The following is a 23,072-nucleotide window of genomic DNA, read 5'->3' as shown; positions in this document are numbered from 1 at the left end:
GCTGCGCCCCCGGATCAGGTGCGCCCCCGGATCAGGTCGGGCTTGTCCAGCAACAGCTTGTTGATCAGCTCGTTGTAGGGCAGGTGTGGGTTGAGCTCGGCAAGCAGGCCTATCTTGATCCAGAACTCGGCCTGGGCGTTGATCGAGCGGTCCATGGCGGCGCTGGCCAGGCGTAGCTGTTCGTGCAGTGGGTCGGTGATCTTGACGATGCCCATGGGGTTCACTGTGTCTGGTTGATATACAAAGCGTATATGTTTTGTATGTCCGCTGTAAACATCATGGCGAGAGGGTTAAACGTTTAATCGAAGCCATTCGAAGACGATCACGCCTCGCCCAAATACGTTATATAACGCAGCACGCGCCTTATGAAGAATGGTTACAACGCCAGCCGAATTTGCCGCGTAGGCTTGGGGATGACAAGCGTCTTACAGGGTTGGCAAGACGTGAACTGCCAGCGACTGCCAGACACATGAGCAACCGCTTGGCAGTCTCAAAAAAAGGAGAAGTTAGCCATGCTTTCGGAACTAGAGCTTCGCAGCATTATTGAAGGAAGTTTCCTGCCTAAACGGTGCGAATGCACCAAAGCCGAAGATGCCTCGTTGACCATAAAAATCTTTGATGACCGCAACCGTGACCGGGTGGATTTGGAAGTCAAAGGCATCAACGCGGACAAGCTCGACAGCAGTCGAGCGATTTGCAACCTGATCACCGGGTTGCGTGAGGATCTCAAGTACAGCCACGCCCCGGTCCTGCAACGCGCAGGCGGGCGCGGTTATCACTAACCACTGTAGGAGCGAGCTTGCTCGCGAAAAGCGTAAAGACACCGCGTTACTCCAGGATGTGCGCGTTATCGTTAACACTTTTCGCGAGCAAGCTCGCTCATGCAACCACTATTTGGCTCACGCCAGTTGGTGGCGATAGGGCAGGTCGGGGCCGGTCTTGGTACAGGTCAGCGCGGCAGCCCGAATCGCAAAGCCGAGCATGTCATCCATTTGCGCGCGCGTGAGCTGTTGCAGGCCAGTCACTGAATCAAGCTGATGCTCGGTCAGCCAGGCAATCAACGCCGCCTGAAACGTATCGCCGGCGCCGACGGTATCGGCCATTTGCACTTCGACCGCAGCGGCAGACCAACTGCCATGCTGGCGGCTGAACACCGATGCACCGTCGCCGCCGCGGGTGAGGAACACCAGTTGGCAGCGGTGCTGCAGCCAGCCTTGCAGCACACTTTCGGGTGACTGATCGGGGTAGAGCAGGTGCAAGTCCTCGTCGCTGACCTTGATCAGGTCGGCATGTTGCACCAGCTGCGCCACGCGCGTGCGCCACAGTTGAATATCCGGCTGCGGGTTGAGACGTACATTGGGGTCCAGGCTGATCAGGCGCTTGCCGCTTTCGCGCTTGACCAGGTTCAGCAAGGTGTCGCCAATGGGTTGCACCACCAGCGAGAACGAACCGATATGCAGCCCACGCACCTCATCACCCAGGGGCGGCAGGTGCGTCAACTCTAACTGGCGGTCGGCGCAGCCTTCGCCACGGAAGCTGTACTGCGGCGAGCCATTGGCACCCACGGCAACCATCGCCAGGGTGGTCGGCGCGTCGAACTCCACCAGAAAACGTTCACTGACGCCTTCGGCCTTGAGCACCTGGTGCAAGCGGCGCCCGAGGTAATCGGTGGACAACCCGGCAAACAGCCCCGACTCAACGCCCAGACGGCGCAGGCCCACGGCCACGTTGAACGGCGAGCCCCCGGCAATCGCCTTGTAGTTGACCCTGGAGGGCTGCCCGCTGGCATCCTCCTCGCTGAAAAAATCAAACAGCGCCTCACCACACACCAGATACATAGTCGTTCGCTCTTAAAGGGATGCCACGTGCTGTTGATAACGCTCATACGCCTGTTGATAGGCGCTGACACGCTCGGGTGCCGGCAAGGTGCGGCTGGCCGGGTCGATGCTCACACATCTGTCGCACAGGCTGGCCAGGGGTTCGCCGCTCTGGCACCAGGCCGCCTGGATCGCCGCACCGAGGGCCGCGGCTTCACTCTGTTCGGTACACACCACTTCGGTGTGCATGATATCGGCGACCATCTGCCGCCACACCGGGCTTTTTGAACCGCCGCCAATCAGGCGGATGCTCTGGCTTTGCAGGCCGGTCTGACGCAGCAGGTCAAGGCCATAGCGCAGGCCGAAGGTAGTACCTTCGACTACCGCACGGCACAGGTTGGCACGGGTCAGGTTGGTCATGGTCAGGCCGTGCAGGCTGCCGGTGGCGTGGGGCAGGGCGGGCACGCGCTCGCCATTGAGAAACGGCAGCATGCAAACGCCGTCGGCGCCGATGGGGGCTTGTTCGACCAGGGCGTTGAAGGCATTCAGGTCCAGTTCGAGCAGCTCGCGAATCGCCCCGGTGGCGTTGGTCAGGTTCATGGTGCAGATCAGCGGCAGCCAACCGCCACTCGACGAACAAAAGGTCGCTACCGACGCCTGCGGGCTGATGTTGGGCTGCTCGGCAAATGCGTACACGGTGCCCGATGAGCCCAGGCTCATGGTGATCACGCCGGGGGCGATATTGCCGGTGCCGATGGCGCCCATCATATTGTCGCCGCCGCCGCTGGACACCACGGCATTGGGGTTGATGCCCAGCCGCTCGGCGATGGCCGGCAGGATCGTGCCCACTGCCTGGTCGGCTTCGATCAACTGCGGCAGCGCTGCTTCCAGGTGACCGCTGGGGTCGATGTGCCGGAGTAACGCCACGTCCCAGCTGCGGCTGCGCACGTCGAAGTAACCGCTGCCGGAGGCATCGCCATAGTCAGCGCAGGCGCGGCCGGTGAGCCAGTAGTTGAGGTAGTCGTGGGGCAGCAGAATATGGGCGATGCGCGCAAACACCTCCGGGTGCTGTTCGCGGGTCCAGAGCAGTTTCGACACCGTGTACCCCGGTGCGATTGCTACGCCCAGGCGTTCCAAAGAGCCGCTTTCACCGCCCAGGTGGTGCAGCAGGCGCTCGTTCTCCGGGGTGGTTTCGGTGTCGCACCATAACTTGGCCGGGCGCAGCACTTCACCTTGTTCGTCCAGCAGCACCAGGCCGTGCTGCTGGCCGGACACACCGATACCGAGGATGTCCTGGCCATCGACTCCGGCCTGTTGCAGGGCGCGGTGGGTGGCTTCGGTGAAAGCGTCCAGCCATTCCTGAGTGTGTTGCTCGCGCCGGCCGTTGGCGCCGCTGATCAGTGTGTGCGCGGCGGCGCCCAGGCCCAGTACTTTGCCGCTGTTAGCGTCGAGGACAATGGCCTTGGTGCCCTGGGTGCCGCAGTCGATACCGAGGTAAAGGTTTTGCTGGGTCATGATGGAGTGCTCAGCAGTATTATTTTTGGATTGGTAACCCGGTCAAGTGTGGGAGGGGGCTTGCTCCCGATGAGGGAGTGTCAGTCAAATACCTTTCTCTGACCTACCGCTATCGGGAGCAAGCTCCCTCCCACATTTTTAATCCGGTTTGTTCAGGAGTTGTTGCAGGGTTTCGGTGACGCCGTTGTCACGCAAGCTTGCATAACAGCGCTCAAACGCTGCCACAAACGCCGCCGACTTGGGAATAGCCGTGCCGAAAATCTCCTCCACGCCCAGCAAGCGCTGGCTGATCAGCGCGTCATCACTCACCAGCCCCTGGCAGAACTCGGCCCGTGGGTCGGGGATGTTGTAGCGCTCGCCATTTTCGTCCACGCCCTTGAGATACAGGGCCCAGGCCGCCACGACGAGTGCGGCGCGCTCGGTTTCACGGCTATCGGTAATCAAGCGATTGATGGTCGGCACGGTGAACTTGGGAAACTTCGACGACCCATCGGAACACACGCGTTCCAACTGGTCGGCAATCGCCTGGTTGGAAAAGCGCTCCACCAGCGTCTGCTTGTACGCCGTCAGGTCGATGCCCGGCACCGGCGCCAGATGCGGTGTGACGTCCAGGTCCATGTACGCACGCATATACGCCACGAACAGCGGGTCGTTCATGGTCTCGTGAACAAACCGATAACCCTTGAGAAACCCCAGGTAGGTAAGGGCCAGATGGCTGCCGTTAAGCAGGCCGATCTTCATCTCTTCATAAGGCGTCACGTCATTGGTGAACTGCACGCCGACCTTTTCCCAGGCCGGGCGCCCGTTGACGAATTTGTCTTCCAGCACCCACTGCACGAACGGCTCGCACACCACCGGCCAGGCATCGTCGATACCGTGCGCGTCATGCAGTTGCAGGCGGTGGGCAGTGCTGGTCATCGGCGTGATGCGGTCGACCATGGCGTTCGGGAAGCTCACGTTGGCTTTGATCCAGTCATGCAGCTCGGCGTTGTGCAGCGCGGCGAAGGCCAGCAGTGCCTTGCGGGTGACGGCGCCGTTGTGCGGCAGGTTATCGCAGGACATCACGGTAAATGCCGCAGTGCCGGCGGCGCGGCGCTGGGTGAGCGCAGCGCAGATAAAACCGAACACGGTTTTAGGCGTCTTGGGGTGCGCCAGGTCATGCTGGATCTGCGGCAGGTGGGCCATGAATTCGCCGTTGCTGTCGTCGATGCAGTAGCCGCCCTCGGTGATGGTCAGCGAGACGATGCGGATCTGTGGGCTGGCGAGTTTATCGATCAACGCCTGGGCGCCGTCTTCGGCCAGCAGCATATCGCTGAGTGCGCCGATGACGCGCACCTCGGTGTCGTCGGTGTCACCTAATTCGTAGAGGGTGAACAGGTAATCCTGGCCGGCCAGGTCGTCGCGGGCCTTGCGGTCCTCGGCCCGCAGGCCCACGCCGCAGATGCTCCAATCCAGGCCCTCGCCGGTATTCATCAACGCGTCGGTGTAATACGCCTGGTGTGCGCGGTGAAAGCCACCGACGCCGATATGGGCGATGCCCTGGCGGGTATCGGCAAGCGCATAGGCCGGGATTTTCACCTGGGGCGCCAGTTGGGTGAGGTTGTGCTTATTGAGTTTCATCGGGCAATACTCGCGGGATCAGGCGGCTGCGCGCAGTGGGCGAGCCACCGCTACGCCGTCAGTGTCGAACAGATGGCAATGCGCCGGGTCCAGGTGCAAGTGCAGCGTCTCGCCGTACTGGCTGGCCATGTCGCCGCGAATCCGCAGGGTCAGCGGCTCGCCATTGGCGGTGATGACGTGGCAGAAGGTGTCGCTGCCCAAGCGCTCGCCGACGTCGGCGGTCACGGTCAGGGTGGTTTGCCCTGGTGCGGCGATTTCCAGATGCTCCGGGCGAATGCCCAGGGTCACCGCGCTGCCGACGCTCAAGGTCGCGCCGCTCAACGGCAGGCTGATCAGGGTGCCGGCGTCCAGTTGCACCTCGCAGCCCTGGCCTTCGACACGCGTGACCTTGCCCTTGAGGAAGCCCATCTTCGGCGTGCCGAGAAAGCCCGCCACAAACAGATTGGCCGGCTGGTGGTACAGCTCCAGCGGCGAGCCGACCTGTTCGATACGACCACTGTTGAGCACCACAACTTTGTCGGCCAGGGTCATGGCCTCCACTTGGTCGTGGGTCACGTAAATCATGGTGGCTTGCAGTTCTTTATGCAGGCGCGCCAGCTCCAGGCGCATCTGCACGCGCAGCGCTGCGTCGAGGTTGGACAGCGGTTCGTCAAACAGGAAGATTTTCGGGTTGCGCACAATCGCCCGGCCAATCGCCACACGCTGACGCTGGCCGCCGGACAGTTGTTTGGGCTTGCGCTCCAGCAGCGGGCCCAGCTCAAGGATGCGCGCCGCTTCGCTGACCTTGCTGTCGACCAGCTTCTTGTCGACACCGGCCAGGTCCAGGGCAAACGACATGTTCTTGCGCACGCTCATGTGCGGGTACAGCGCGTAGGTCTGGAACACCATGGCCAGGTCGCGCTTGGCCGGGGTTACTTCGGTGATGTCGCGGCCATCCAGTTCGATGGTGCCTTCAGTGACTTCTTCCAGGCCGGCGATCAGGCGCAGCAGGGTGGATTTGCCGCAGCCCGACGGGCCCACGAACACCACGAATTCCTTGTCGTTCACCTCAAGGTCGATGCCCTTGATGATCGAGAAACCTTCGAAGCCTTTTTGCAGATTCTTGATTTTCAGGTTGGCCATGATGGGCCTCCTTGTCGAATTATTATTTGACGGCGCCAAAGGACAAACCGCGTACCAACTGCTTCTGGCTGATCCAGCCGAAAATCAGGATCGGCGCGCAGGCCAGGGTCGAAACGGCGGATAACTTGGCCCAGAACAACCCTTCGGGGCTGGAGTAGGAGGCGATCAGCGCGGTCAGCGGCGCGGCGCTGGAGGACGTCAGGTTCAGCGACCAGAACGCCTCGTTCCAGCACAGGATCAGCGACAGCAACACGGTGGAGGCCAGGCCGCCCTTGGCGATCGGCAGCAGCACGCGGACCATTTCCTGCCACAGGGTGGCGCCGTCCAGGCGGGCGGCTTCGAGGATGTCCTTGGGAATGTCCTTGAAGTAGGTGTACACCATCCACACCACGATCGGCAGGTTGATCAGGGTGTAGATGATGATCAGCGCAATGCGCGTATCCAGCAGGCCGAAGCTCTTGGCCAGCAGGTAGATCGGCATCAGCACGCCCACCGGCGGCAGCATCTTGGTCGACAGCATCCACAGCAGCGTGCCCTTGGTGCGCTGGGTTTCGTAGAACGCCATGGAGTAGGCGGCCGGCACCGAGATCAGCAGGCACAGGGCGGTGGCGCTGAAGGAAATCACCACCGAGTTCCAGGCGTAGGCGAAGTAGTTGCTGCGCTCGTTGATGTGCAGGTAGTTCTCCAGCGTCGGCGTGAAGATGAACTGCGGCGGCGTGGCGAACGCGTCGATTTCGGTCTTGAAGCTGGTCAGCACCATCCAGAAGATCGGGAAGAAAATCAGGATCGCGATGGCCCAGGCCAATGTGCCGAGCAACAGGCTTTGCAGGCGACGGGATTGTTGAAGCGTCATGGCGCGGCCCTCAAGGCTTGTCAGTCAGGTTTTTGCCGATCATCCGCACCAGGATGATCGCCGCGATATTGGCGATGACCACGGCAATCAAGCCGCCGGCCGAGGCCATGCCCACATCGAACTGCACCAGCGCCTGGTTGTAGATCAGGTAGGCGAGGTTGGTCGAGGCGTAGCCCGGGCCGCCGTTGGTAGTGGTGAAGATTTCGGCAAACACCGAGAGCAGGAAGATGGTTTCGATCATCACCACCACGGCAATCGGGCGGGCCAGGTGGGGCAGGGTCAGGTGCCAGAAAATCGCAATGGCGCCGGCACCGTCCAGACGTGCGGCTTCCTTTTGCTCCTGGTCCAGGGACTGCATGGCGGTCATCAGCAGCAGGATCGCGAAGGGCAGCCATTGCCACGACACAATGATGATGATCGACAGCAGCGGGTAATGCGCCAGCCAGTCCACCGGTTCGGCGCCGAAGAACTTCCACACCGCGGCGAGGATCCCGGACACCGGATGGAAAATCAGGTTCTTCCAGATCAACGCACCGACGGTAGGCATGATGAAGAACGGCGAAATCAACAGCACCCGCACGATGCCACGGCCCAGGAACTCACTGGCCTCCAGCAGCGCGCTGATCAACACGCCGAACACCACGCTGATCAGCAACACGCTGCCCACCAGCAACAAGGTATTGGTGGCGCCGGGCAGGAAACCCGAATCGGTGATGAAGTAGCTGAAGTTTTCCAGCCCCACGAATTGGTTTTCGCCGGGGTAAAGCAGGTTGTAGCGGATCAGCGAAAAGTACAGGGTCATGCCCAGCGGCACGATCATCCACAGCAGCAACAAGGCCACCGAGGGGCTGACGAGAAACCAGCCGGGGTTGGCCAGGCGGTTTTTGGTGGGTGTATTCATGGTGATCAGAACCAGTCAGATGCCTACAGAATCTGCGTCGGAGTGCGGTCACTGTGGGAGCTGGCTTGCCTGCGATGGCATCGCCTCGGTGCTACTGATAGACCGAGTTGTTTGCCTCGCAGGCAAGCCAGCTCCCACAAAAGCCCAGCGCCTACATTTGCGGTGGTGTGGCAGGGTTATTTGGGGTAACCGGCCCGCTTCATTTCCCGCTCGGTTGTAGTCTGCGCGGCGGTCAATGCAGCATCGACGGTCTGCTGACCGGTCAACGCGCCCGAGAAGAACTTGCCCACCTGAGTACCGATCGCCTGGAATTCAGGAATGGTCACCAACTGGATACCGACATACGGCACAGGCTTCTCGGTCGGCTTGGTCGGGTCGGCCACTTTCAGCGATTCCAATGTCACCTTGGCGAACGGCGCAGCCTGCATGTACTCGTCGCTGTAGGTGGATTGGCGGGTACCCGGCGGCACGTTGGCGATGCCATCGGTCTTGGCCACGAGCTGGCCGTATTCCTTGGAGGTGGCCCAACTGGTGAACACCTTGGCGGCGTCCTTGGCCTTGGAGCTGGTCGGGATCGCCAGGCTCCAGGAATACAACCACGACGTGCCCTTGTCGGTCTTCTCGTGGGGCGCAAACGCGAAGCCGACCTGCTCGGCGACCTTGCTCTGGCTCTTGTCGGTAACAAACGAACCGGCCACGCTGGCGTCTACCCAGATCGCGCATTTGCCACTGTTGAACAGCGCGAGGTTTTCATTGAAACCGTTGCTGGAGGCGCCCGGTGGGCCGGATTTCTTCATGTTGTCGACGTAGAAGTTCAGCGCGTTTTTCCATTCCGGGCCGTTGAATTCTGACTGCCACTTCTCATCGAACCAGCGTGCGCCGTAGCCGTTGGCCAGTGTGGTGATCAGCGCCATGTTCTCACCCCAACCGGCTTTGCCGCGCAGGCACAGGCCGTATTGCTCTTTGGATTTGTCGGTGAGTTTGGCCGCGTATTCGCTGATCTGGCTCCAGGTTGGGTGCTCTGGCATCGTCAGCCCGGCGTCCTTGAACAGGTCGGTGCGGTAATAGGTGATCGAGCTTTCGGCGTAGAACGGTAGGGCGTACAACGAGCCCTTGACCGACAAACCATCACGCACCGAAGGGAACACGTCATCAAGGTCGTAGGACGCCGGCAAGTCCTTCATCGGCTCCAGCCACCCCTTGGCGCCCCAGAGTGCGGCTTCGTACATGCCGATGGTCAACACGTCGAACTGCCCGCCCTGTGTGGCGATGTCGGTGGTGAGGCGTTGGCGCAGCACGTTTTCTTCGAGCACCACCCAGTTCAACTTGATCTCCGGGTGCTCGGCCTCGAAGGTTTTCGAGAGCTTTTGCATACGGATCATGTCGCTATTGTTGACGGTGGCAATGGTCAAGGTTTGCGCGCCAAGGCTGACGGCGCTGAGGGTCATGCATGCAGTCATGCAAGAACAGGCAAGCAGAGCTTTTGCTGTGAACTTCATCGCGCACTCCATTTCCGCGCCCAGGGGGCTACAGAAGGACGGTTATTGTTGTTGTGTCTTCCTGCAACGAGTCAGGAAGAGTGTGCGTCGATTACAGCCTTGAAATGGGGTTGTGACAAATCCTTGGGCGCACGCTCACTGATACTTTTTTGCACTCGATGATCGTCCCCGTGAAGTGTGGGGACGATCGATGCCGTATTTAACGCTCGATATCAGCCAGTACCCGCTCAGCCAACAATCGAGACACCTCGATCAATTGCGCGATACCCAGGGCGCCTTCGCGCCGCGAGCCGTCGAGATCAAAGGCGAAATCGCAGGTGAGGGCGTGGGCAGAGGCGAGTGATTCGCTGAGGTTGACCAGTAGGTCTTGGATGCAGATGCCGTCTTTAACGGTGAATAGCACGCTGGGTGCTGGATCGATTGGGGGATTTGGGGTGGGTTTGATCATGGTGAAACTCCGGAGATATTAAAGGAGCTGCCATTGATCGCCGCGACGCGATGGGGGTGGCAGCTGTACGCAGGTTCGCGGACCGACTCTCCGAAACATCGGCATACCCGAAGGTATCCCGCGCACAGCCGCCATAGCGCCGCACAGTAGACGACAAAAAAGCGCCAACTGAAAGGACACGATGACGCTTTTGCGTCTGGAGAAATACGGGCCGCGACGCCCGACCGCTGAGTGTGCAGCGGTGTACAGAGACTAGAGATTGAGTGTCCTAGGGACAACCTCAAAACCTTGTAAGACGTTTCTGTTTCCTGACGCCTGCCGAACGATCAACCTCAAGCCAAATTCTGCTCAGTCAACCGCTGCACCGCCAATCGCCGGTAGTGGGACGGCGTCATCCCCTTAAGCTGCTGAAACCGCCGATTGAAGTTGGAAATATTGTTGAACCCCGACTCAAAGCACACATCCGTCACCGCCTTATTGCCATCGGCCAGCAGCTCGCACGACTTGCTGATGCGCAGCCGATTGACGAATTCAATAAAAGTACGCCCAGTGGCCTGCTTGAATACCCGGGAAAAATACGTCGGCTTCATCCCCAGGTACTCCGCGACTTCTTCCAGCGGCAGCTCCCGTGCGTAGTGGGCGAAGATGTAGTCCACCGCGCGGTTGGTGCGGTCGATGCTGTGTTCATCGGCTTGCTGCGAGGTGGTCACGCCGGACAGCAACTGGTAGTCCTCACAGGCACTCAACACTTCCAGCAGGATAAAAAAGTGCCCCAGGCGCGCTATGCCGTCGGCGTCCTCGATGTTCTGCATGAGGCTCATGGCTTGGGCGATGGTTTTTTTGCAGCGAAATTCGATGCCGTATTGGGCGCGTTCGAGCAACGGCGCCAGGCGTTTGAGCTCGGTGAAGATATGGCTGCCATGTTCGAACAGTTCATCGGTGAAGTTCACCAGCATGTCGCGCTTGGGCACCACTTCGTCTTCTTCCACCTGGCTGATCCAGTTATGGGGCAGGTTGGGGCCGGTGAGGAACAGGCTTTCCGGGTAGAAGTTGCCGATGTAGTCACCGATAAACACCTTGCCGGAACTGGCGACGATCAGGTGCAGTTCATATTCCTTGTGGAAGTGCCAGCGCACCAACGGGCAGGGGAAGCCATGCTGACGATAGATGATGGACAGACCGTTGTGATCGTCCATCAGTTCGTAGGAAGGGTCGGTGATGCGCGTTGCTCGGGTCATGCTGCCGTCGCTTTATTGTGGTCGCTGCGTAGGATAATGCCCCGTCGCGCGCGACCTCGCCAGCAGCAGTGTTTATAGGGTGCGGTTTTTGGCCTCGATCCATTGGGACATGTACTGGGTACTTTTATGCGCGTGGTGGCGCAGCATGCTGCCAGTGAAATTGTCCCGGCGATGGGCGGTGAGGTTGTTGCGGCAACGTTCCAGGCATTCCACCAAGGCGGGCCCGTGGAGGTCCTGGTCATAGCGCCGGGCCAGCAGTTGGCGCCCTTGTTCCTGAGCCTGGGTCCAGCGCTCGCGGTTTTGGTAAAGGGCCACGGCAGCGGCGGCCAGGGTCGGGGCGTCCTGTGCGATCTCGCCGGGCCAGGGCTGGTCATCGCCCATGGCCTCGGCGCCGATGGGGGTGGTGACATTGGGTGTACCGCACAGCATGGCGTCCACCAGCTTGCCCTTGATGCCGGCGCCAAAGCGCAGTGGTGCCAGGCAAATACGCGCCGCCGTCATGACTTGCAATGCATCTTCGGCCCAGTTCATCACATGAAAACCCTGCGGCGGGTTGTGCAGGGCGGTGGCCTTGGGCGGCGTGTAGGCACCGTAGATGTGCAACTGCGCGCCCGGCAGTTGTTGGCGAATCAGCGGCCACAGGCTGTGCTTCATCCACAGCACCGCATCCCAGTTGGGCGCGTGGCGGAAGTTACCGATGCTGAGGAAATGCGCGCGGTCTTCAAACGGCGCAAACGCGGCCATGGGCGGTTGCAGCATCAACGGGCACCAGTGGAGCAGGGCGGCGGGCACCTTGAACTGTTCGGTGAGCAGACGGATTTCCACGTCGGAGATCATCAGGCTGATGTCGCAGCGGTAAATCGCGGCGATTTCGCGTTTGGCCAGGTCGGTATCGGCCATGCGTTGGAACTCGTCCTCCAGCGCCGGCGCGAACAGGGCGCTGAAGTCGTCGCTGTCGGGGTTGGCTTTTACATGCGCCTTGAAACGCTGGTGACGGGCGTCGCGCAGGCTTTGCAGGTCGGAGGTCTCCAGTACCCGCAGCGCGTGGGGGCAGCATTGTTCCACGCGCCAGCCAAATTGCTCCTCCATCATGAAACGGTCGAACAGCACGATATCCGGGGCCAGTTCGTGGATAAAGTCATCGAAGCTGCTGTTGTTCAATTCGATGGCGCGTTCGGCGATCCCGAGTGCCGGCAAGTCGGCCTTGTGTTCGCCGATGGTGGCGGGGCTGCTGAAGGTAATGTCCCAACCTTGCGTAAGAAAACTCTCAAGGATTTGCATCATATGCCCGCCCGCGGCGGAAGAGCGGGGCTCTGGCCAGACGTAACCAATGACCAGGACTTTGATGGCGGGCTGATTCATGAATGCGTCCTTAGTCCCGCAGGCGGGCTCTAAAAAGCGGCTGATTAAATCATACTTTTGTGTCGCAGCCCGCCTTGCGAAGGAATGCTGATTAACGTGGTGTTTGTAATTTCGAAATGAGCTCGTGACCTGTCAACTTTCACAGTTATCCCGGCTCGTGCAGGGTGCTAGGTTAGGTACAGCTTTCTGGATGTAGGGATGTCAGAAAAACATCAAATCGTTTTTAGGAGGTGCATCCCATGGATGCCGAACAAACCAATAAGGTAAACGCCGTTGAGGCTGACTGGCATAACGTTACATTGACAAGGGGCGTCACCGGCTATAGCGGAAATTTGCGTATCCGTTTTCAGCGCCTAGGCAACAAGCTGACGTTGACAACCGAGGCCTACATGATCAGTGGCGATAGTTCACGTAGCAAGGCCAATATCAATTATGAGGTGAGGGTCGGCAATAACAAGGTTTGGGACTTGGACTCGCCCGATGACCGTAAGCAGGATGGTCAGTGGCATACCTGGTCAAATTACAAGGAAGTATCGGTTGCCAGCGGGGCTCACACGGTAACGTTCAGGGCAGAGTTTATCTTCGATATGTCCGGAATCGATGATCGGGCTATAGCGACGCACACCGTAAACATCTAGCTCGCGAGCGCCAACGTCTTGCCGGGCACCTGCGGTGCCCGGCATTTCCTATCTATCGAACTGAATCCATATCAGCGCAATTTCGGCGGGTAAGCACGTGTCCGCGCCCGATTCCAGAAGGTGTCGGTAGTGATCATGCGTGGGGACATGACAATTTGTGTCTGGCGGTAGGTAGCGTCGGCAGTTTGTGGTTAACTTCCGCCTCTCGAATTCGTTTAACCAAACCCAGCATAAGGATTCCGTTCATGGCTCAAGTCACCCTTAAAGGCAACCCGGTCCAGGTTGAAGGCGAACTGCCGAAAGTCGGCACCAAAGCCGCAGACTTCACCCTGACCGCCGGCGACCTGTCCAACGCCACCCTGGCCACCTTTGCCGGCAAGCGCAAAGTGCTGAACATCTTCCCAAGCGTTGATACCCCAACCTGCGCCACGTCCGTGCGCAAGTTCAATGCCCAGGCCAACGATGTGGCCAACACCGTGGTGCTGTGCATCTCCACCGACCTGCCATTTGCCCAGGCGCGTTTCTGCGGCTCCGAAGGCCTGGAAAACGTGAAAAACCTCTCGGACTTCCGTGATTCGGATTTCGCCGTTGATTACGGTGTGGCGATTGCCGACGGCCCGCTCAAAGGCCTGACCGCACGCGCTGTGGTGGTACTGGATGAAAACGACAACGTGCTGCACAGCGAGTTGGTCAAGGAAATCGCTGAAGAACCAAACTACGATGCTGCTCTGGCAGTGTTGAAGTAACTGTTTCTGCGCGTAACTGTCGTTTGGCAGTCACACGTATGATGCATGATTGCGGCCTGGCCTAGTCCAGGCCGTTTTTATTTGAGCGTCAGCGGTTTAGCGAAATAGCTGACGGACCAAGATCAGACGTTAAAAGTTGTAAGCCCAAGGTAAATAGCCGGTAAAGGTGCTTTTCTAAACGCCCCCCAGTGCTTATCTTTCAGCCTCCCGAAGAAGAAGCTCTCATCCCCAATGGTTGATCACTCCATGCAATCCTCCTCCCGCAACTCCCGCCGCTGGCTGTTTGGCCTGCTTGTGCTGCTGGTTATCGCCGGCCTGTGCTGGAAATTCTGGCCCGGCGGCGCGGCCCACAAGGACGCACCAGCGGGGCACACGGGCAAGACCGGCATGGCGCGCCCGGGGTTCGGTGGTTCCACCGGCCCGGTGCCGGTGCGCGTGGCGCCGGTGGTGCAGGGGGAGTTTGCGGTGTACTACAAGGCGCTGGGCACGGTCACCGCGCTCAACACCATTAATGTGCGCAGCCGGGTGGGCGGTGAGCTGGTGAAGATTGCCTTTGAAGAAGGGCAGATGGTCAAGGCCGGCGACCTGCTGGCGGAAATCGACCCGCGCAGCTACCAGAACGCCTTGCTCCAGGCCCAGGGCACGCTGTTGCAGAACCAGGCCCAGCTGAAAAACGCCCAGGTCGATGTCGAGCGTTATCGCGGCCTGTATGCCCAGGACAGTATCGCCAAGCAGACTCTGGACACCGCCGAGGCGCTGGTGTTGCAGTACCAGGGCACGGTCAAGACCAACCAGGGCGCGGTGGATGACGCCAAGCTCAACCTTGAATTCACCAGGATCCGCGCACCGATCAGCGGCCGCGTGGGTCTGCGCCAGCTCGATGTCGGCAACCTGGTCGCCGCCAATGACACCACCGCCCTGGCGGTCATCACTCAGACTCAACCGATCAGCGTGGCGTTCACCCTGCCGGAAAATACCCTGGAAACCGTACTCGCCCGTTACCACGCCGGCAACAAACTGCCCGTGGAAGCCTGGGACCGTAGCGACGTGAAAAAACAGGCGGTCGGCGTGCTACAGAGCCTGGACAACCAGATCGACGTCACCACCGGCACCCTGAAGTTCAAGGCGCGCTTCGATAACAAGGACCAGGCGCTGTTCCCCAACCAGTTCGTCAATGTGCACTTGCTTGCCGACACCTTGCATAACGTGGTGCTGGCACCGTCGGCGGCGATCCAGTTCGGCAATACCGGCACCTTTGTCTACAAACTCGACGGTGACAAAAAGGTCAAGGTCCAGCCGTTGGTGCTGGGTGATTCCGACGGTGAGAACACCGTGGTCAAGGAAGGCCTGGTCGCAGGCGACCGCGTGGTGCTGGAAGGCACCGACCGCCTCAAGGACGGCAGCGAAATCGAAGTGGTCAACGAAAGCAAAGAAGTGCCGACCACGCCGACCGAACACCTGCAAGGCAAGCCCGCGGCAAAAGGGGAGACCGGCGCTGACGCCGGCAAGGCGCAAAAGGTCGGTTCATGAACCTGTCACGCCTGTTTATCCTGCGCCCGGTCGCCACCACGCTGAGTATGCTGGCGATTGTATTGGCCGGGATTATCTCGTATCGCTTGTTGCCGGTATCGGCCTTGCCCCAGGTGGACTACCCGACCATCCGGGTCATGACCCTGTACCCCGGCGCCAGCCCCGACGTAATGACCAGCGCGGTCACGGCACCCCTTGAGCGCCAGTTCGGGCAGATGCCGGGGCTGACGCAGATGGCGTCCACCAGCTCGGGCGGTGCCTCGGTGCTGACCCTGCGTTTCAACCTCGACATCAATATGGACGTCGCCGAGCAGCAGGTGCAGGCCGCGATCAACGCCGCCACCAACCTGTTGCCCAAGGATTTGCCGGCGCCGCCGGTGTACAACAAGGTCAACCCCGCGGATACCCCGGTGCTGACCCTCGCGATCACCTCCAAAACCATGCTGTTGCCCAAGCTCAATGACCTGGTCGACACGCGCATGGCGCAGAAAATCGCGCAGATCAGCGGCGTCGGCATGGTCAGCATTGCCGGTGGCCAGCGCCAGGCCGTGCGTATCAAGGTCAACCCCGAGGCCCTGGCGGCCAATGGCTTGAACCTCTCGGACGTGCGCGCCCTGATCGCCGCCTCCAACGTCAACCAGCCCAAGGGCAACTTCGACGGCCCCACCCGCGTGTCGATGCTCGATGCCAACGACCAGTTGGTTTCGCCCCAGCAATATGCCGAACTGATCCTGGCCTACAACAATGGCGCACCGCTGCGCCTCAAGGATGTGGCGCAGATCGTCGACGGTGCCGAAAACGAGCGCCTCGCGGCCTGGGCCAACGAAAACCAGGCGGTACTGCTCAATATCCAGCGCCAACCGGGCGCCAACGTGATCGAGGTGGTCGACCGCATCAAGGCGCTGCTGCCGAGCATCACCGACAACCTGCCGGCCGGCCTCGACGTGACGGTGCTCACTGACCGCACCCAGACCATCCGCGCCTCGGTGAAAGACGTGCAGCACGAGCTTCTGATTGCCATCGCCCTGGTGGTGATGGTGACATTCCTGTTTCTGCGGCGGGTCAGCGCCACCATCATTCCGTCCATCGCCGTGCCGCTGTCCCTGGTGGGCACCTTTGGCGTGATGTACCTGGCGGGCTTCTCCATCAATAACCTGACGCTGATGGCCCTGACCATCGCCACCGGGTTCGTGGTGGATGACGCCATCGTTATGCTGGAGAACATTTCCCGCTATATCGAAGAGGGCGAGACGCCGATGGCGGCGGCGCTCAAGGGCGCCAAGCAGATCGGTTTCACTCTGATTTCCCTGACCTTGTCGCTGATTGCGGTATTGATCCCGCTGCTGTTCATGGCTGACGTGGTTGGTCGGCTGTTCCGCGAGTTCGCCATCACCCTGGCGGTGGCGATCCTGATTTCGCTGGTAGTGTCCCTGACGCTCACGCCGATGATGTGCGCGCGTTTGCTCAAGCGCGAACCCAAGGAAGAAGAACAGGGGCGTTTCTACAAGGCCAGTGGCGCCTGGATCGATTGGCTGATTCAGGCCTATGGCCGCAAATTGCAGTGGGTGCTCAAGCACCAGCCGCTGACTCTGCTGGTGGCCATCGCCACCCTGGGGCTTACGGTGGTGCTGTACCTGGTGGTGCCCAAGGGCTTTTTCCCGGTGCAGGACACCGGGGTGATCCAGGGTATTTCCGAAGCGCCGCAGTCGATTTCCTTTGCGGCGATGAGCCAGCGGCAGCAGGAACTGGCGAAGATCATCCTCGCCGACCCGGCAGTCGAGAGCCTGTCGTCCTACATCGGTGTGGACGGCGATAACGCCACGCTCAACAGCGGGCGCTTGCTGATCAACCTCAAGGCCCACGGCCAGCGCGATTTGAGCGCAGCCGAGGTGATCACCCGCTTGCAACCGCACATCGATAAGCTGGTGGGCATCCGCCTGTTCATGCAGCCGGTGCAGGACCTCACCATCGAGGACCGCGTCAGCCGTACCCAGTATCAGTTCAGCATGTCGTCGCCGGACGCCGAGTTGCTGGCACTGTGGAGCGGCAAGCTGGTGCACGCCCTCAGCCAGCATCCAGAACTTACCGATGTCGCCAGCGACTTGCAGGACAAAGGCTTGCAGGTGTACCTGGTGATCGACCGCGACGCGGCCTCGCGCCTGGGCGTGAGTGTCTCGACCATTACCGACGCGTTGTATGACGCCTTCGGCCAGCGCCAGATCTCCACCATCTACACACAAGCCAGCCAATACCGCGTGGTGCTGCAGGCCCAGTCCGGCGAAACCCTCGGCCCGGCCGCGCTCAACCAGATCCATGTGAAGACCACCGACGGCGGCCAGGTGCGGCTGTCGAGCCTGGCCCACGTCGAGCAGCGCCAGGCGCAGTTGGCGATTGCCCATATCGGCCAGTTCCCGGCGGTGATGATGTCGTTCAACCTGGCCCCCGGCGTCGCCCTGGGCAAAGGCGTTGAGCTGATCAACCAGACGCAGAAGGACATCGGTATGCCGGTGGGCGTGCAGACCCAGTTCCAGGGCGCGGCCCAGGCGTTCGAGGCGTCGTTGTCGAGCACCTTGCTGCTGATCCTGGCGGCGGTGGTCACCATGTACATCGTGCTGGGCGTGCTCTACGAGAGCTATATCCACCCGATCACCATCCTGTCGACCTTGCCGTCGGCGGCGGTGGGGGCCTTGCTGGCCCTGCTGCTCAGTGGCAATGACCTGGGCATGATCGCGATCATCGGCATTATCCTGCTGATCGGTATCGTGAAAAAGAACGCGATCATGATGATCGACTTCGCCCTCGATGCCGAACGTAATCAGGGGCTGGATCCACAGACGGCGATTTACCAGGCGGCGCTGTTGCGTTTCCGGCCGATCCTGATGACCACCCTGGCGGCCCTGTTCGGTGCGGTGCCGCTGATGCTCGCCAGCGGTTCCGGCGCGGAGTTGCGCCAACCGCTGGGCCTGGTGATGGTCGGTGGCTTGCTGGTGAGCCAGGTGTTGACGCTGTTTACCACGCCGGTGATTTACTTGTATTTCGACCGTCTTGGCCGCCGCTGGCGCAAAGAGCCGCAACGCCTGGAGCCGGTTGAGCCATGAACCTGTCCGGACCGTTCATTCGCCGGCCGGTAGCGACCATGCTGCTGAGCCTGGCGATCATGTTGCTCGGCGGCGTCAGCTTCAACCTGCTGCCGGTGTCGCCGCTGCCGCAGATCGACTTCCCGGTGATCGTGGTGTCTGCCAGCTTGCCCGGCGCCAGCCCCGAGGTGATGGCGTCCAGCGTGGCGACGCCACTGGAGCGTTCGTTCGGCTCGATTGCCGGTATCACCACCATGAGCAGTTCGTCGAGCCAGGGCTCGACGCGGGTGATCCTCGCCTTTGATTCCGACCGTGACATCAACGGCGCGGCGCGCGAAGTGCAAGCGGCCATCAACGCGTCGCGCAACCTGCTGCCCAGCGGTATGCGCAGTATGCCGACCTACAAGAAGATCAACCCGTCCCAGGCGCCGATCATGGTGCTGTCGCTGACCTCCGATGTGTTGCAGAAGGGGCAGCTGTATGACCTGGCGTCGACCATCCTGTCCCAGAGCCTGTCCCAGGTGCCGGGCGTGGGCGAAGTGCAGATCGGCGGCAGCTCGCTGCCGGCGGTGCGCATCGAGCTGGAGCCCAAGGCTCTGGACCAGTACGGCGTGGCCCTGGACGATGTGCGCAATACCATCGCCAATGCCAACCAGCGCCGACCCAAAGGCTCCCTGGAAGATGGCGAACGCAACTGGCAGATTCAAGCCAACGACCAGCTGGAAAAAGCCAAGGACTACGCGCCGCTGTTGATTCGCTACCAGGACGGCGCGGCCCTGCGCCTGGGGGATGTGGCGAAGATCACCGACGGTGTGGAAGACCGCTACAACAGCGGCTTCTTCAACAATGATTCGGCGGTGCTGCTGGTGATCAACCGCCAGTCCGGCGCCAACATCATCGAGACGGTCAGGCAGATCAAGGCCCAGTTGCCGGCGTTGCAGGCGGTGCTGCCGTCCAGCGTCAAGCTCAGCCTGGCCATGGACCGCTCGCCCGTAATTGCCGCGACCCTGCATGAGGCGGAAATGACCCTGCTGATCGCAGTGGGGCTGGTGATCCTGGTGGTGTACCTGTTTCTGGGCAATTTCCGCGCTTCGCTGATCCCGACCCTGGCGGTGCCGGTATCGCTGGTGGGCACCTTCGCGGTGATGTACCTGTACGGGTTTTCGCTGAACAACTTTTCGTTGATGGCGCTGATCCTCGCCACCGGGCTGGTGGTGGACGATGCCATCGTGGTGCTGGAGAACATCTCCCGGCACATTGACGAAGGTGTGCCGCCGATGAAGGCTGCGTACCTGGGCGCCGAGGAAGTTGGCTTTACCTTGTTGTCGATGAACGTGTCACTGGTGGCGGTGTTCCTGTCCATTCTGTTTATGGGAGGGATCGTCACCAACCTGTTCCGCGAGTTTTCCATCACCTTGTCGGCAGCGATCATTGTTTCGCTGATCGTCTCGCTGACCCTCACGCCGATGCTCTGCGCGCGCTGGCTCAAGCCTCATGACAAGTCCAGGCAGACCGGCTTGCAGCGCTGGAGCCAGAAGATCAACGACCGCATGGTCGCCGGCTACGCCACCAGCCTGGACTGGGTGTTGCGTCATCGGCGTCTGACCCTGCTCAGCCTGTTGATCACCGTGGGCGTGAATATCGCGCTGTATGTGGTGGTGCCAAAAACCTTCATGCCCCAGCAGGACACCGGTCAGTTGATCGGGTTTGTGCGCGGCGACGATGGCCTGTCGTTCAGCGTGATGCAGCCGAAGATGGAAATCTTCCGCCAGGCGGTGCTCAAGGATCCGGCGGTGCTCAGCGTGGCGGGCTTTATCGGCGGCAACAGCGGCACCAACAACGCGGTGATGCTGGTGCGGCTCAAGCCGATCAGCGAGCGCAAGATCTCTGCCCAGGCGGTGATCGAGCGCCTGCGCAAGGACGTGCCGCTGGTGCCGGGCGGGCGCCTGTTCCTGATGGCCGACCAGGACCTGCAATTCGGCGGCAGCCGCGACCAGACCAGCGCACAGTATTCCTACATCCTGCAAAGCGGCGACCTGGCCGCGTTGCGGCTGTGGTACCCCAAAGTGGTCGCGGCGATGCGTGAGTTGCCGGAGCTGACCGCCATCGATGCTCGTGAGGGCAGGGGCGCGGCGCAGGTTACGCTGATCGTCGACCGTGATCAGGCCAAGCGCCTGGGCATCGACATGGACATGGTTACGTCGGTGCTCAACAACGCCTACAGCCAGCGGCAGATTTCCACCATCTACGACAGCCTCAACCAGTATCAGGTGGTGATGGAGGTCAACCCCAAGTATGCCCAGGACCCGAACACCCTGAACCAGGTCCAGGTGATTACTGCCGATGGCGCACGGGTGCCGTTGTCGACCATTGCCCATTACGAGAACAGCCTGGCCGACGACCGCGTCAGCCATGAAGGCCAGTTTGCCTCGGAAAATATCGCCTTCGACATGGCGCCCGGGGTCACGGTAGAGCAGGGCACCGCCGCCATCGAGCGGGCGATTGCCAAGGTCGGCCTGCCAGAAGATGTGATCGCCAAGATGGCCGGCACCGCCGACGCCTTTGCGGCCACGCAGAAGGGCCAGCCGTTCATGATTCTGGGTGCGCTGGTGGCGGTGTACCTGGTGCTGGGCATTTTGTATGAGAGTTATATTCACCCGCTGACCATCCTCTCGACCCTGCCGTCGGCAGGTGTCGGCGCGTTGTTGGCGATCTACCTGCTGGGCGGCGAGTTCAGCCTGATTTCGTTGCTGGGCTTGTTCCTGCTGATCGGCGTAGTGAAGAAAAACGCGATCCTGATGATCGACCTGGCGCTGCAACTGGAGCGCAACGATGGCATGAGCCCGCTGGAATCGATCCGCAGTGCCTGCCTGTTGCGCCTGCGGCCGATTTTGATGACCACCCTGGCCGCGATCCTCGGCGCCTTGCCGTTGCTGCTCGGCAGCGGCGATGGCGCGGAAATGCGTCATCCATTGGGCCTGACCATCATTGGCGGCCTGGTCTTCAGCCAGATCCTGACCCTTTACACCACCCCGGTGGTTTACCTCTATCTCGACCGCGCGCGCCACCGCTTCAATGCCTGGCGCGGCGTGCGTACCGATGCTGCCCTGGACACTGCGCTATGACCGATTCAACCAACGCCCCTGCAACCCCTGTAGGAGCGAGCTTGCTCGCGAAAAAAGCCCAGATGCCGCGCTCATCCAGAATGAACGCATTATCGTTGACGGCTTTCGCGAGCAAGCTCGCTCCTACAGTGGGCCTGGCCCTGTTGCTCAGCGCCTGCGCCATTGGCCCTGACTACAAACGCCCGGAGGTCATCGAGCCGGTGCAGTTCAAGGAGGCCCAGGGCTGGCGCCAGGCCAACCCCAGCGATTCCCTGGCCCGTGGCGCCTGGTGGGAGCTGTATGGCGACCGCCAACTCAATGGGCTGGTAGAGCGCCTCAACACCTCCAACCAGACCGTCGCCCAGGCCGAAGCACGCTTTCGCCAGGCCCAGGCCCTGGTGCGCAGCTCCCGCGGGGCGTTTTACCCCAGCGTCGACCTGAGCGTTGGCAAAACCCGCGCCAGCCAGGGCACCGGCAGCAGCAGCGCCAGCCTCAGCAGCTCCAGCAGTGGTATTCGCGACACCCTCAATGCGCAGTTGGGCGTGAGTTGGGAAGCCGATATCTGGGGCAAGTTACGCCGCGGGCTGGAAGCCAATGAAGCCAGCGCCGAGGCCAGTTCGGCGGATCTGGCCGCGATGCGCCTCAGTCAGCAGTCGGAACTGGTGCAGAGCTACCTGCAACTGCGGGTCATGGACGAGCAGACGCGCCTGTTGCAGGCCACTCTGGATACCTACCAGCGTTCATTGAAAATGACCGAAAACCAGTACCGCGCCGGCGTGGCCGGCAAGGATGCCATTGCCCAGGCGCAAACCCAGCTCAAGACCACCCAGGCCAGCCTGATTGACTTGATCTGGCAACGCGCCCAGCTGGAAAACGCCATTGCCGTGCTGATCGGCGAAGCCCCGGCCAACTTCAATCTGGCTGTCAGCAATGATATTCCGGCGTTGCCGCAGATACCGGTGAGCCTGCCGTCCCAGTTGCTGGAACGTCGCCCCGATATTGCCTCGGCCGAACGCTCGGTGATTGCCGCCAACGCCAATATCGGCGTGGCCAAGGCAGCTTATTACCCGGACCTCAGCCTGAGCCTGCAGGGCGGTTATTCCAGCAGCACTTATGAAGATTGGATCAGCCTGCCTAACCGCTTCTGGTCGGTAGGGCCGAAACTGGCGATGACCCTGTTCGATGGCGGCCAGCGCTCGGCGGAAGTCGACCGCACCGTGGCCAGCTATGACGAGACCGTGGCCAAGTACCGCCAGACTGTGCTGGATGGGTTCCGTGAAGTGGAAAACTACATGGTCCAGCTCAAGGTCCTGGCGGACGAGGCTGTGGTCAGCAATGAAGCACTGGAGTCGGCGCGCGAGTCGTTGCGCTTGACCGAGAACCAGTACAAAGCGGGGTTGATCGCTTACCTGGATGTGGTGACTGTGCAGGCGACGGCCTTGAGTAACGAGCGCACCGTATTGACCTTGTTGCAGTCGCGGTTGGTGGCGAGTGTGCAGTTGATTGCGGCGTTGGGTGGTGGCTGGGACGGCCAGACCTCTCTGGCTGAAAAGGAGTAACCGGATGCGCCGCGCATCCTGGGGGAGCAAGATCAACTGTGTG

The 23,072-nt window shown here is 61.0% G+C and carries 18 protein-coding genes; 7 read left to right on the top strand and 11 right to left on the bottom strand.

The window, feature by feature from the left end; genetic code table 11:
• Positions 1 to 14: 14 nt before the first annotated feature.
• Positions 15 to 215, bottom strand: a complete 201-nt coding sequence (locus JFT63_RS05695) for a ParD-like family protein (protein ID WP_198843501.1) — start codon at positions 213 to 215, stop codon at positions 15 to 17.
• Between the two features lie 297 nt (positions 216 to 512).
• Between JFT63_RS05695 and JFT63_RS05700 the strand changes: the two genes are divergently transcribed.
• A complete protein-coding gene (locus tag JFT63_RS05700; protein WP_057702911.1) occupies positions 513 to 782 on the top strand; it encodes a DUF1652 domain-containing protein in 270 nt (89 codons plus the stop codon).
• Positions 783 to 899: 117 nt separating this feature from the next.
• On the opposite strand, the gene JFT63_RS05705 is transcribed toward JFT63_RS05700, so the two are convergent.
• From JFT63_RS05705 to JFT63_RS05750, 10 genes are all read right to left on the bottom strand, one after another.
• Positions 900 to 1,838 carry a carbohydrate kinase family protein gene (locus JFT63_RS05705; RefSeq protein ID WP_198843500.1) on the bottom strand — a complete coding sequence of 313 codons (939 nt, stop codon included), beginning with the start codon at positions 1,836 to 1,838 and terminating at the stop codon, positions 900 to 902.
• Positions 1,839 to 1,850: 12 nt separating this feature from the next.
• Complete coding sequence (xylB, locus tag JFT63_RS05710; RefSeq protein WP_198843499.1) at positions 1,851 to 3,332, bottom strand: xylulokinase; 1,482 nt, start codon at positions 3,330 to 3,332, stop codon at positions 1,851 to 1,853.
• A gap of 138 nt (positions 3,333 to 3,470) precedes the next feature.
• Entirely contained in the window at positions 3,471 to 4,952 is a 1,482-nt protein-coding gene (locus JFT63_RS05715) for a mannitol dehydrogenase family protein (RefSeq protein WP_198843498.1), read from the bottom strand.
• Between the two features lie 18 nt (positions 4,953 to 4,970).
• The gene (locus tag JFT63_RS05720) at positions 4,971 to 6,074 is read right to left on the bottom strand and encodes an ABC transporter ATP-binding protein (protein WP_057702915.1); all 1,104 of its coding nucleotides are present in this window, start codon (positions 6,072 to 6,074) and stop codon (positions 4,971 to 4,973) included.
• 22 nt (positions 6,075 to 6,096) lie between these two features.
• Positions 6,097 to 6,927 (bottom strand): carbohydrate ABC transporter permease, encoded by an 831-nt coding sequence (locus JFT63_RS05725; protein ID WP_005788583.1) that lies wholly within the window; start codon positions 6,925 to 6,927, stop codon positions 6,097 to 6,099.
• A 10-nt stretch (positions 6,928 to 6,937) separates the two neighbouring features.
• Positions 6,938 to 7,828, bottom strand: coding sequence for a carbohydrate ABC transporter permease (locus tag JFT63_RS05730; protein ID WP_057702916.1), 891 nt, complete (start codon positions 7,826 to 7,828; stop codon positions 6,938 to 6,940).
• Between the two features lie 176 nt (positions 7,829 to 8,004).
• Positions 8,005 to 9,327: an ABC transporter substrate-binding protein gene (locus JFT63_RS05735; RefSeq protein ID WP_057702917.1), complete on the bottom strand. Its 1,323-nt coding sequence runs from the start codon at positions 9,325 to 9,327 to the stop codon at positions 8,005 to 8,007.
• Positions 9,328 to 9,526: 199 nt separating this feature from the next.
• A complete protein-coding gene (locus JFT63_RS05740) occupies positions 9,527 to 9,775 on the bottom strand; it encodes a DUF6124 family protein (RefSeq protein WP_057702918.1) in 249 nt (82 codons plus the stop codon).
• A gap of 332 nt (positions 9,776 to 10,107) precedes the next feature.
• Positions 10,108 to 11,013 carry a helix-turn-helix domain-containing protein gene (locus JFT63_RS05745; RefSeq protein WP_198843497.1) on the bottom strand — a complete coding sequence of 302 codons (906 nt, stop codon included), beginning with the start codon at positions 11,011 to 11,013 and terminating at the stop codon, positions 10,108 to 10,110.
• Positions 11,014 to 11,085: 72 nt separating this feature from the next.
• Positions 11,086 to 12,375, bottom strand: coding sequence for a glycosyltransferase (locus JFT63_RS05750; protein WP_198843496.1), 1,290 nt, complete (start codon positions 12,373 to 12,375; stop codon positions 11,086 to 11,088).
• 239 nt (positions 12,376 to 12,614) lie between these two features.
• On the opposite strand from JFT63_RS05750, the gene JFT63_RS05755 reads away from it, so the two are divergent.
• The 6 genes from JFT63_RS05755 to JFT63_RS05780 all read left to right on the top strand — a co-directional run bounded on the left by JFT63_RS05755 (position 12,615) and on the right by JFT63_RS05780 (position 23,029).
• On the top strand, positions 12,615 to 13,013 hold the full coding sequence (locus JFT63_RS05755) for a hypothetical protein (protein ID WP_198707668.1): 399 nt from the start codon (positions 12,615 to 12,617) through the stop codon (positions 13,011 to 13,013).
• 245 nt (positions 13,014 to 13,258) lie between these two features.
• Positions 13,259 to 13,759 (top strand): thiol peroxidase, encoded by a 501-nt coding sequence (tpx, locus tag JFT63_RS05760; RefSeq protein WP_057702929.1) that lies wholly within the window; start codon positions 13,259 to 13,261, stop codon positions 13,757 to 13,759.
• A 231-nt stretch (positions 13,760 to 13,990) separates the two neighbouring features.
• Positions 13,991 to 15,289, top strand: a complete 1,299-nt coding sequence (locus tag JFT63_RS05765; protein WP_198843495.1) for an MdtA/MuxA family multidrug efflux RND transporter periplasmic adaptor subunit — start codon at positions 13,991 to 13,993, stop codon at positions 15,287 to 15,289.
• Positions 15,286 to 18,387: an MdtB/MuxB family multidrug efflux RND transporter permease subunit gene (locus tag JFT63_RS05770; protein ID WP_057702931.1), complete on the top strand. Its 3,102-nt coding sequence runs from the start codon at positions 15,286 to 15,288 to the stop codon at positions 18,385 to 18,387. Before JFT63_RS05765 ends, JFT63_RS05770 begins: the two co-directional genes overlap by 4 nt.
• On the top strand, positions 18,384 to 21,491 hold the full coding sequence (locus JFT63_RS05775) for an efflux RND transporter permease subunit (protein ID WP_198843494.1): 3,108 nt from the start codon (positions 18,384 to 18,386) through the stop codon (positions 21,489 to 21,491). Before JFT63_RS05770 ends, JFT63_RS05775 begins: the two co-directional genes overlap by 4 nt.
• Positions 21,488 to 23,029, top strand: coding sequence for an efflux transporter outer membrane subunit (locus JFT63_RS05780; RefSeq protein WP_233102221.1), 1,542 nt, complete (start codon positions 21,488 to 21,490; stop codon positions 23,027 to 23,029). The genes JFT63_RS05775 and JFT63_RS05780 overlap by 4 nt, the downstream gene beginning before the upstream one ends.
• Positions 23,030 to 23,072 lie beyond the last annotated feature (43 nt).

This window comes from Pseudomonas sp. MF7453 (assembly GCF_016405455.1).
In the GTDB taxonomy this organism is placed as follows: domain Bacteria; phylum Pseudomonadota; class Gammaproteobacteria; order Pseudomonadales; family Pseudomonadaceae; genus Aquipseudomonas; species Aquipseudomonas paralactis.
This window is presented reverse-complemented; position numbering and strand designations above follow the sequence as displayed.

Bases quoted from the DNA above. Each gene is read 5' to 3' on its own strand.
- JFT63_RS05695 (WP_198843501.1), bottom strand. From the start codon at position 215: ATGGGCATCGTCAAGATCACCGACCCACTGCACGAACAGCTACGCCTG.
- JFT63_RS05700 (WP_057702911.1), top strand. From the start codon at position 513: ATGCTTTCGGAACTAGAGCTTCGCAGCATTATTGAAGGAAGTTTCCTG.
- JFT63_RS05705 (WP_198843500.1), bottom strand. From the start codon at position 1,838: ATGTATCTGGTGTGTGGTGAGGCGCTGTTTGATTTTTTCAGCGAGGAG.
- xylB (WP_198843499.1), bottom strand. From the start codon at position 3,332: ATGACCCAGCAAAACCTTTACCTCGGTATCGACTGCGGCACCCAGGGC.
- JFT63_RS05715 (WP_198843498.1), bottom strand. From the start codon at position 4,952: ATGAAACTCAATAAGCACAACCTCACCCAACTGGCGCCCCAGGTGAAA.
- JFT63_RS05720 (WP_057702915.1), bottom strand. From the start codon at position 6,074: ATGGCCAACCTGAAAATCAAGAATCTGCAAAAAGGCTTCGAAGGTTTC.
- JFT63_RS05725 (WP_005788583.1), bottom strand. From the start codon at position 6,927: ATGACGCTTCAACAATCCCGTCGCCTGCAAAGCCTGTTGCTCGGCACA.
- JFT63_RS05730 (WP_057702916.1), bottom strand. From the start codon at position 7,828: ATGAATACACCCACCAAAAACCGCCTGGCCAACCCCGGCTGGTTTCTC.
- JFT63_RS05735 (WP_057702917.1), bottom strand. From the start codon at position 9,327: ATGAAGTTCACAGCAAAAGCTCTGCTTGCCTGTTCTTGCATGACTGCA.
- JFT63_RS05740 (WP_057702918.1), bottom strand. From the start codon at position 9,775: ATGATCAAACCCACCCCAAATCCCCCAATCGATCCAGCACCCAGCGTG.
- JFT63_RS05745 (WP_198843497.1), bottom strand. From the start codon at position 11,013: ATGACCCGAGCAACGCGCATCACCGACCCTTCCTACGAACTGATGGAC.
- JFT63_RS05750 (WP_198843496.1), bottom strand. From the start codon at position 12,375: ATGAATCAGCCCGCCATCAAAGTCCTGGTCATTGGTTACGTCTGGCCA.
- JFT63_RS05755 (WP_198707668.1), top strand. From the start codon at position 12,615: ATGGATGCCGAACAAACCAATAAGGTAAACGCCGTTGAGGCTGACTGG.
- tpx (WP_057702929.1), top strand. From the start codon at position 13,259: ATGGCTCAAGTCACCCTTAAAGGCAACCCGGTCCAGGTTGAAGGCGAA.
- JFT63_RS05765 (WP_198843495.1), top strand. From the start codon at position 13,991: ATGGTTGATCACTCCATGCAATCCTCCTCCCGCAACTCCCGCCGCTGG.
- JFT63_RS05770 (WP_057702931.1), top strand. From the start codon at position 15,286: ATGAACCTGTCACGCCTGTTTATCCTGCGCCCGGTCGCCACCACGCTG.
- JFT63_RS05775 (WP_198843494.1), top strand. From the start codon at position 18,384: ATGAACCTGTCCGGACCGTTCATTCGCCGGCCGGTAGCGACCATGCTG.
- JFT63_RS05780 (WP_233102221.1), top strand. From the start codon at position 21,488: ATGACCGATTCAACCAACGCCCCTGCAACCCCTGTAGGAGCGAGCTTG.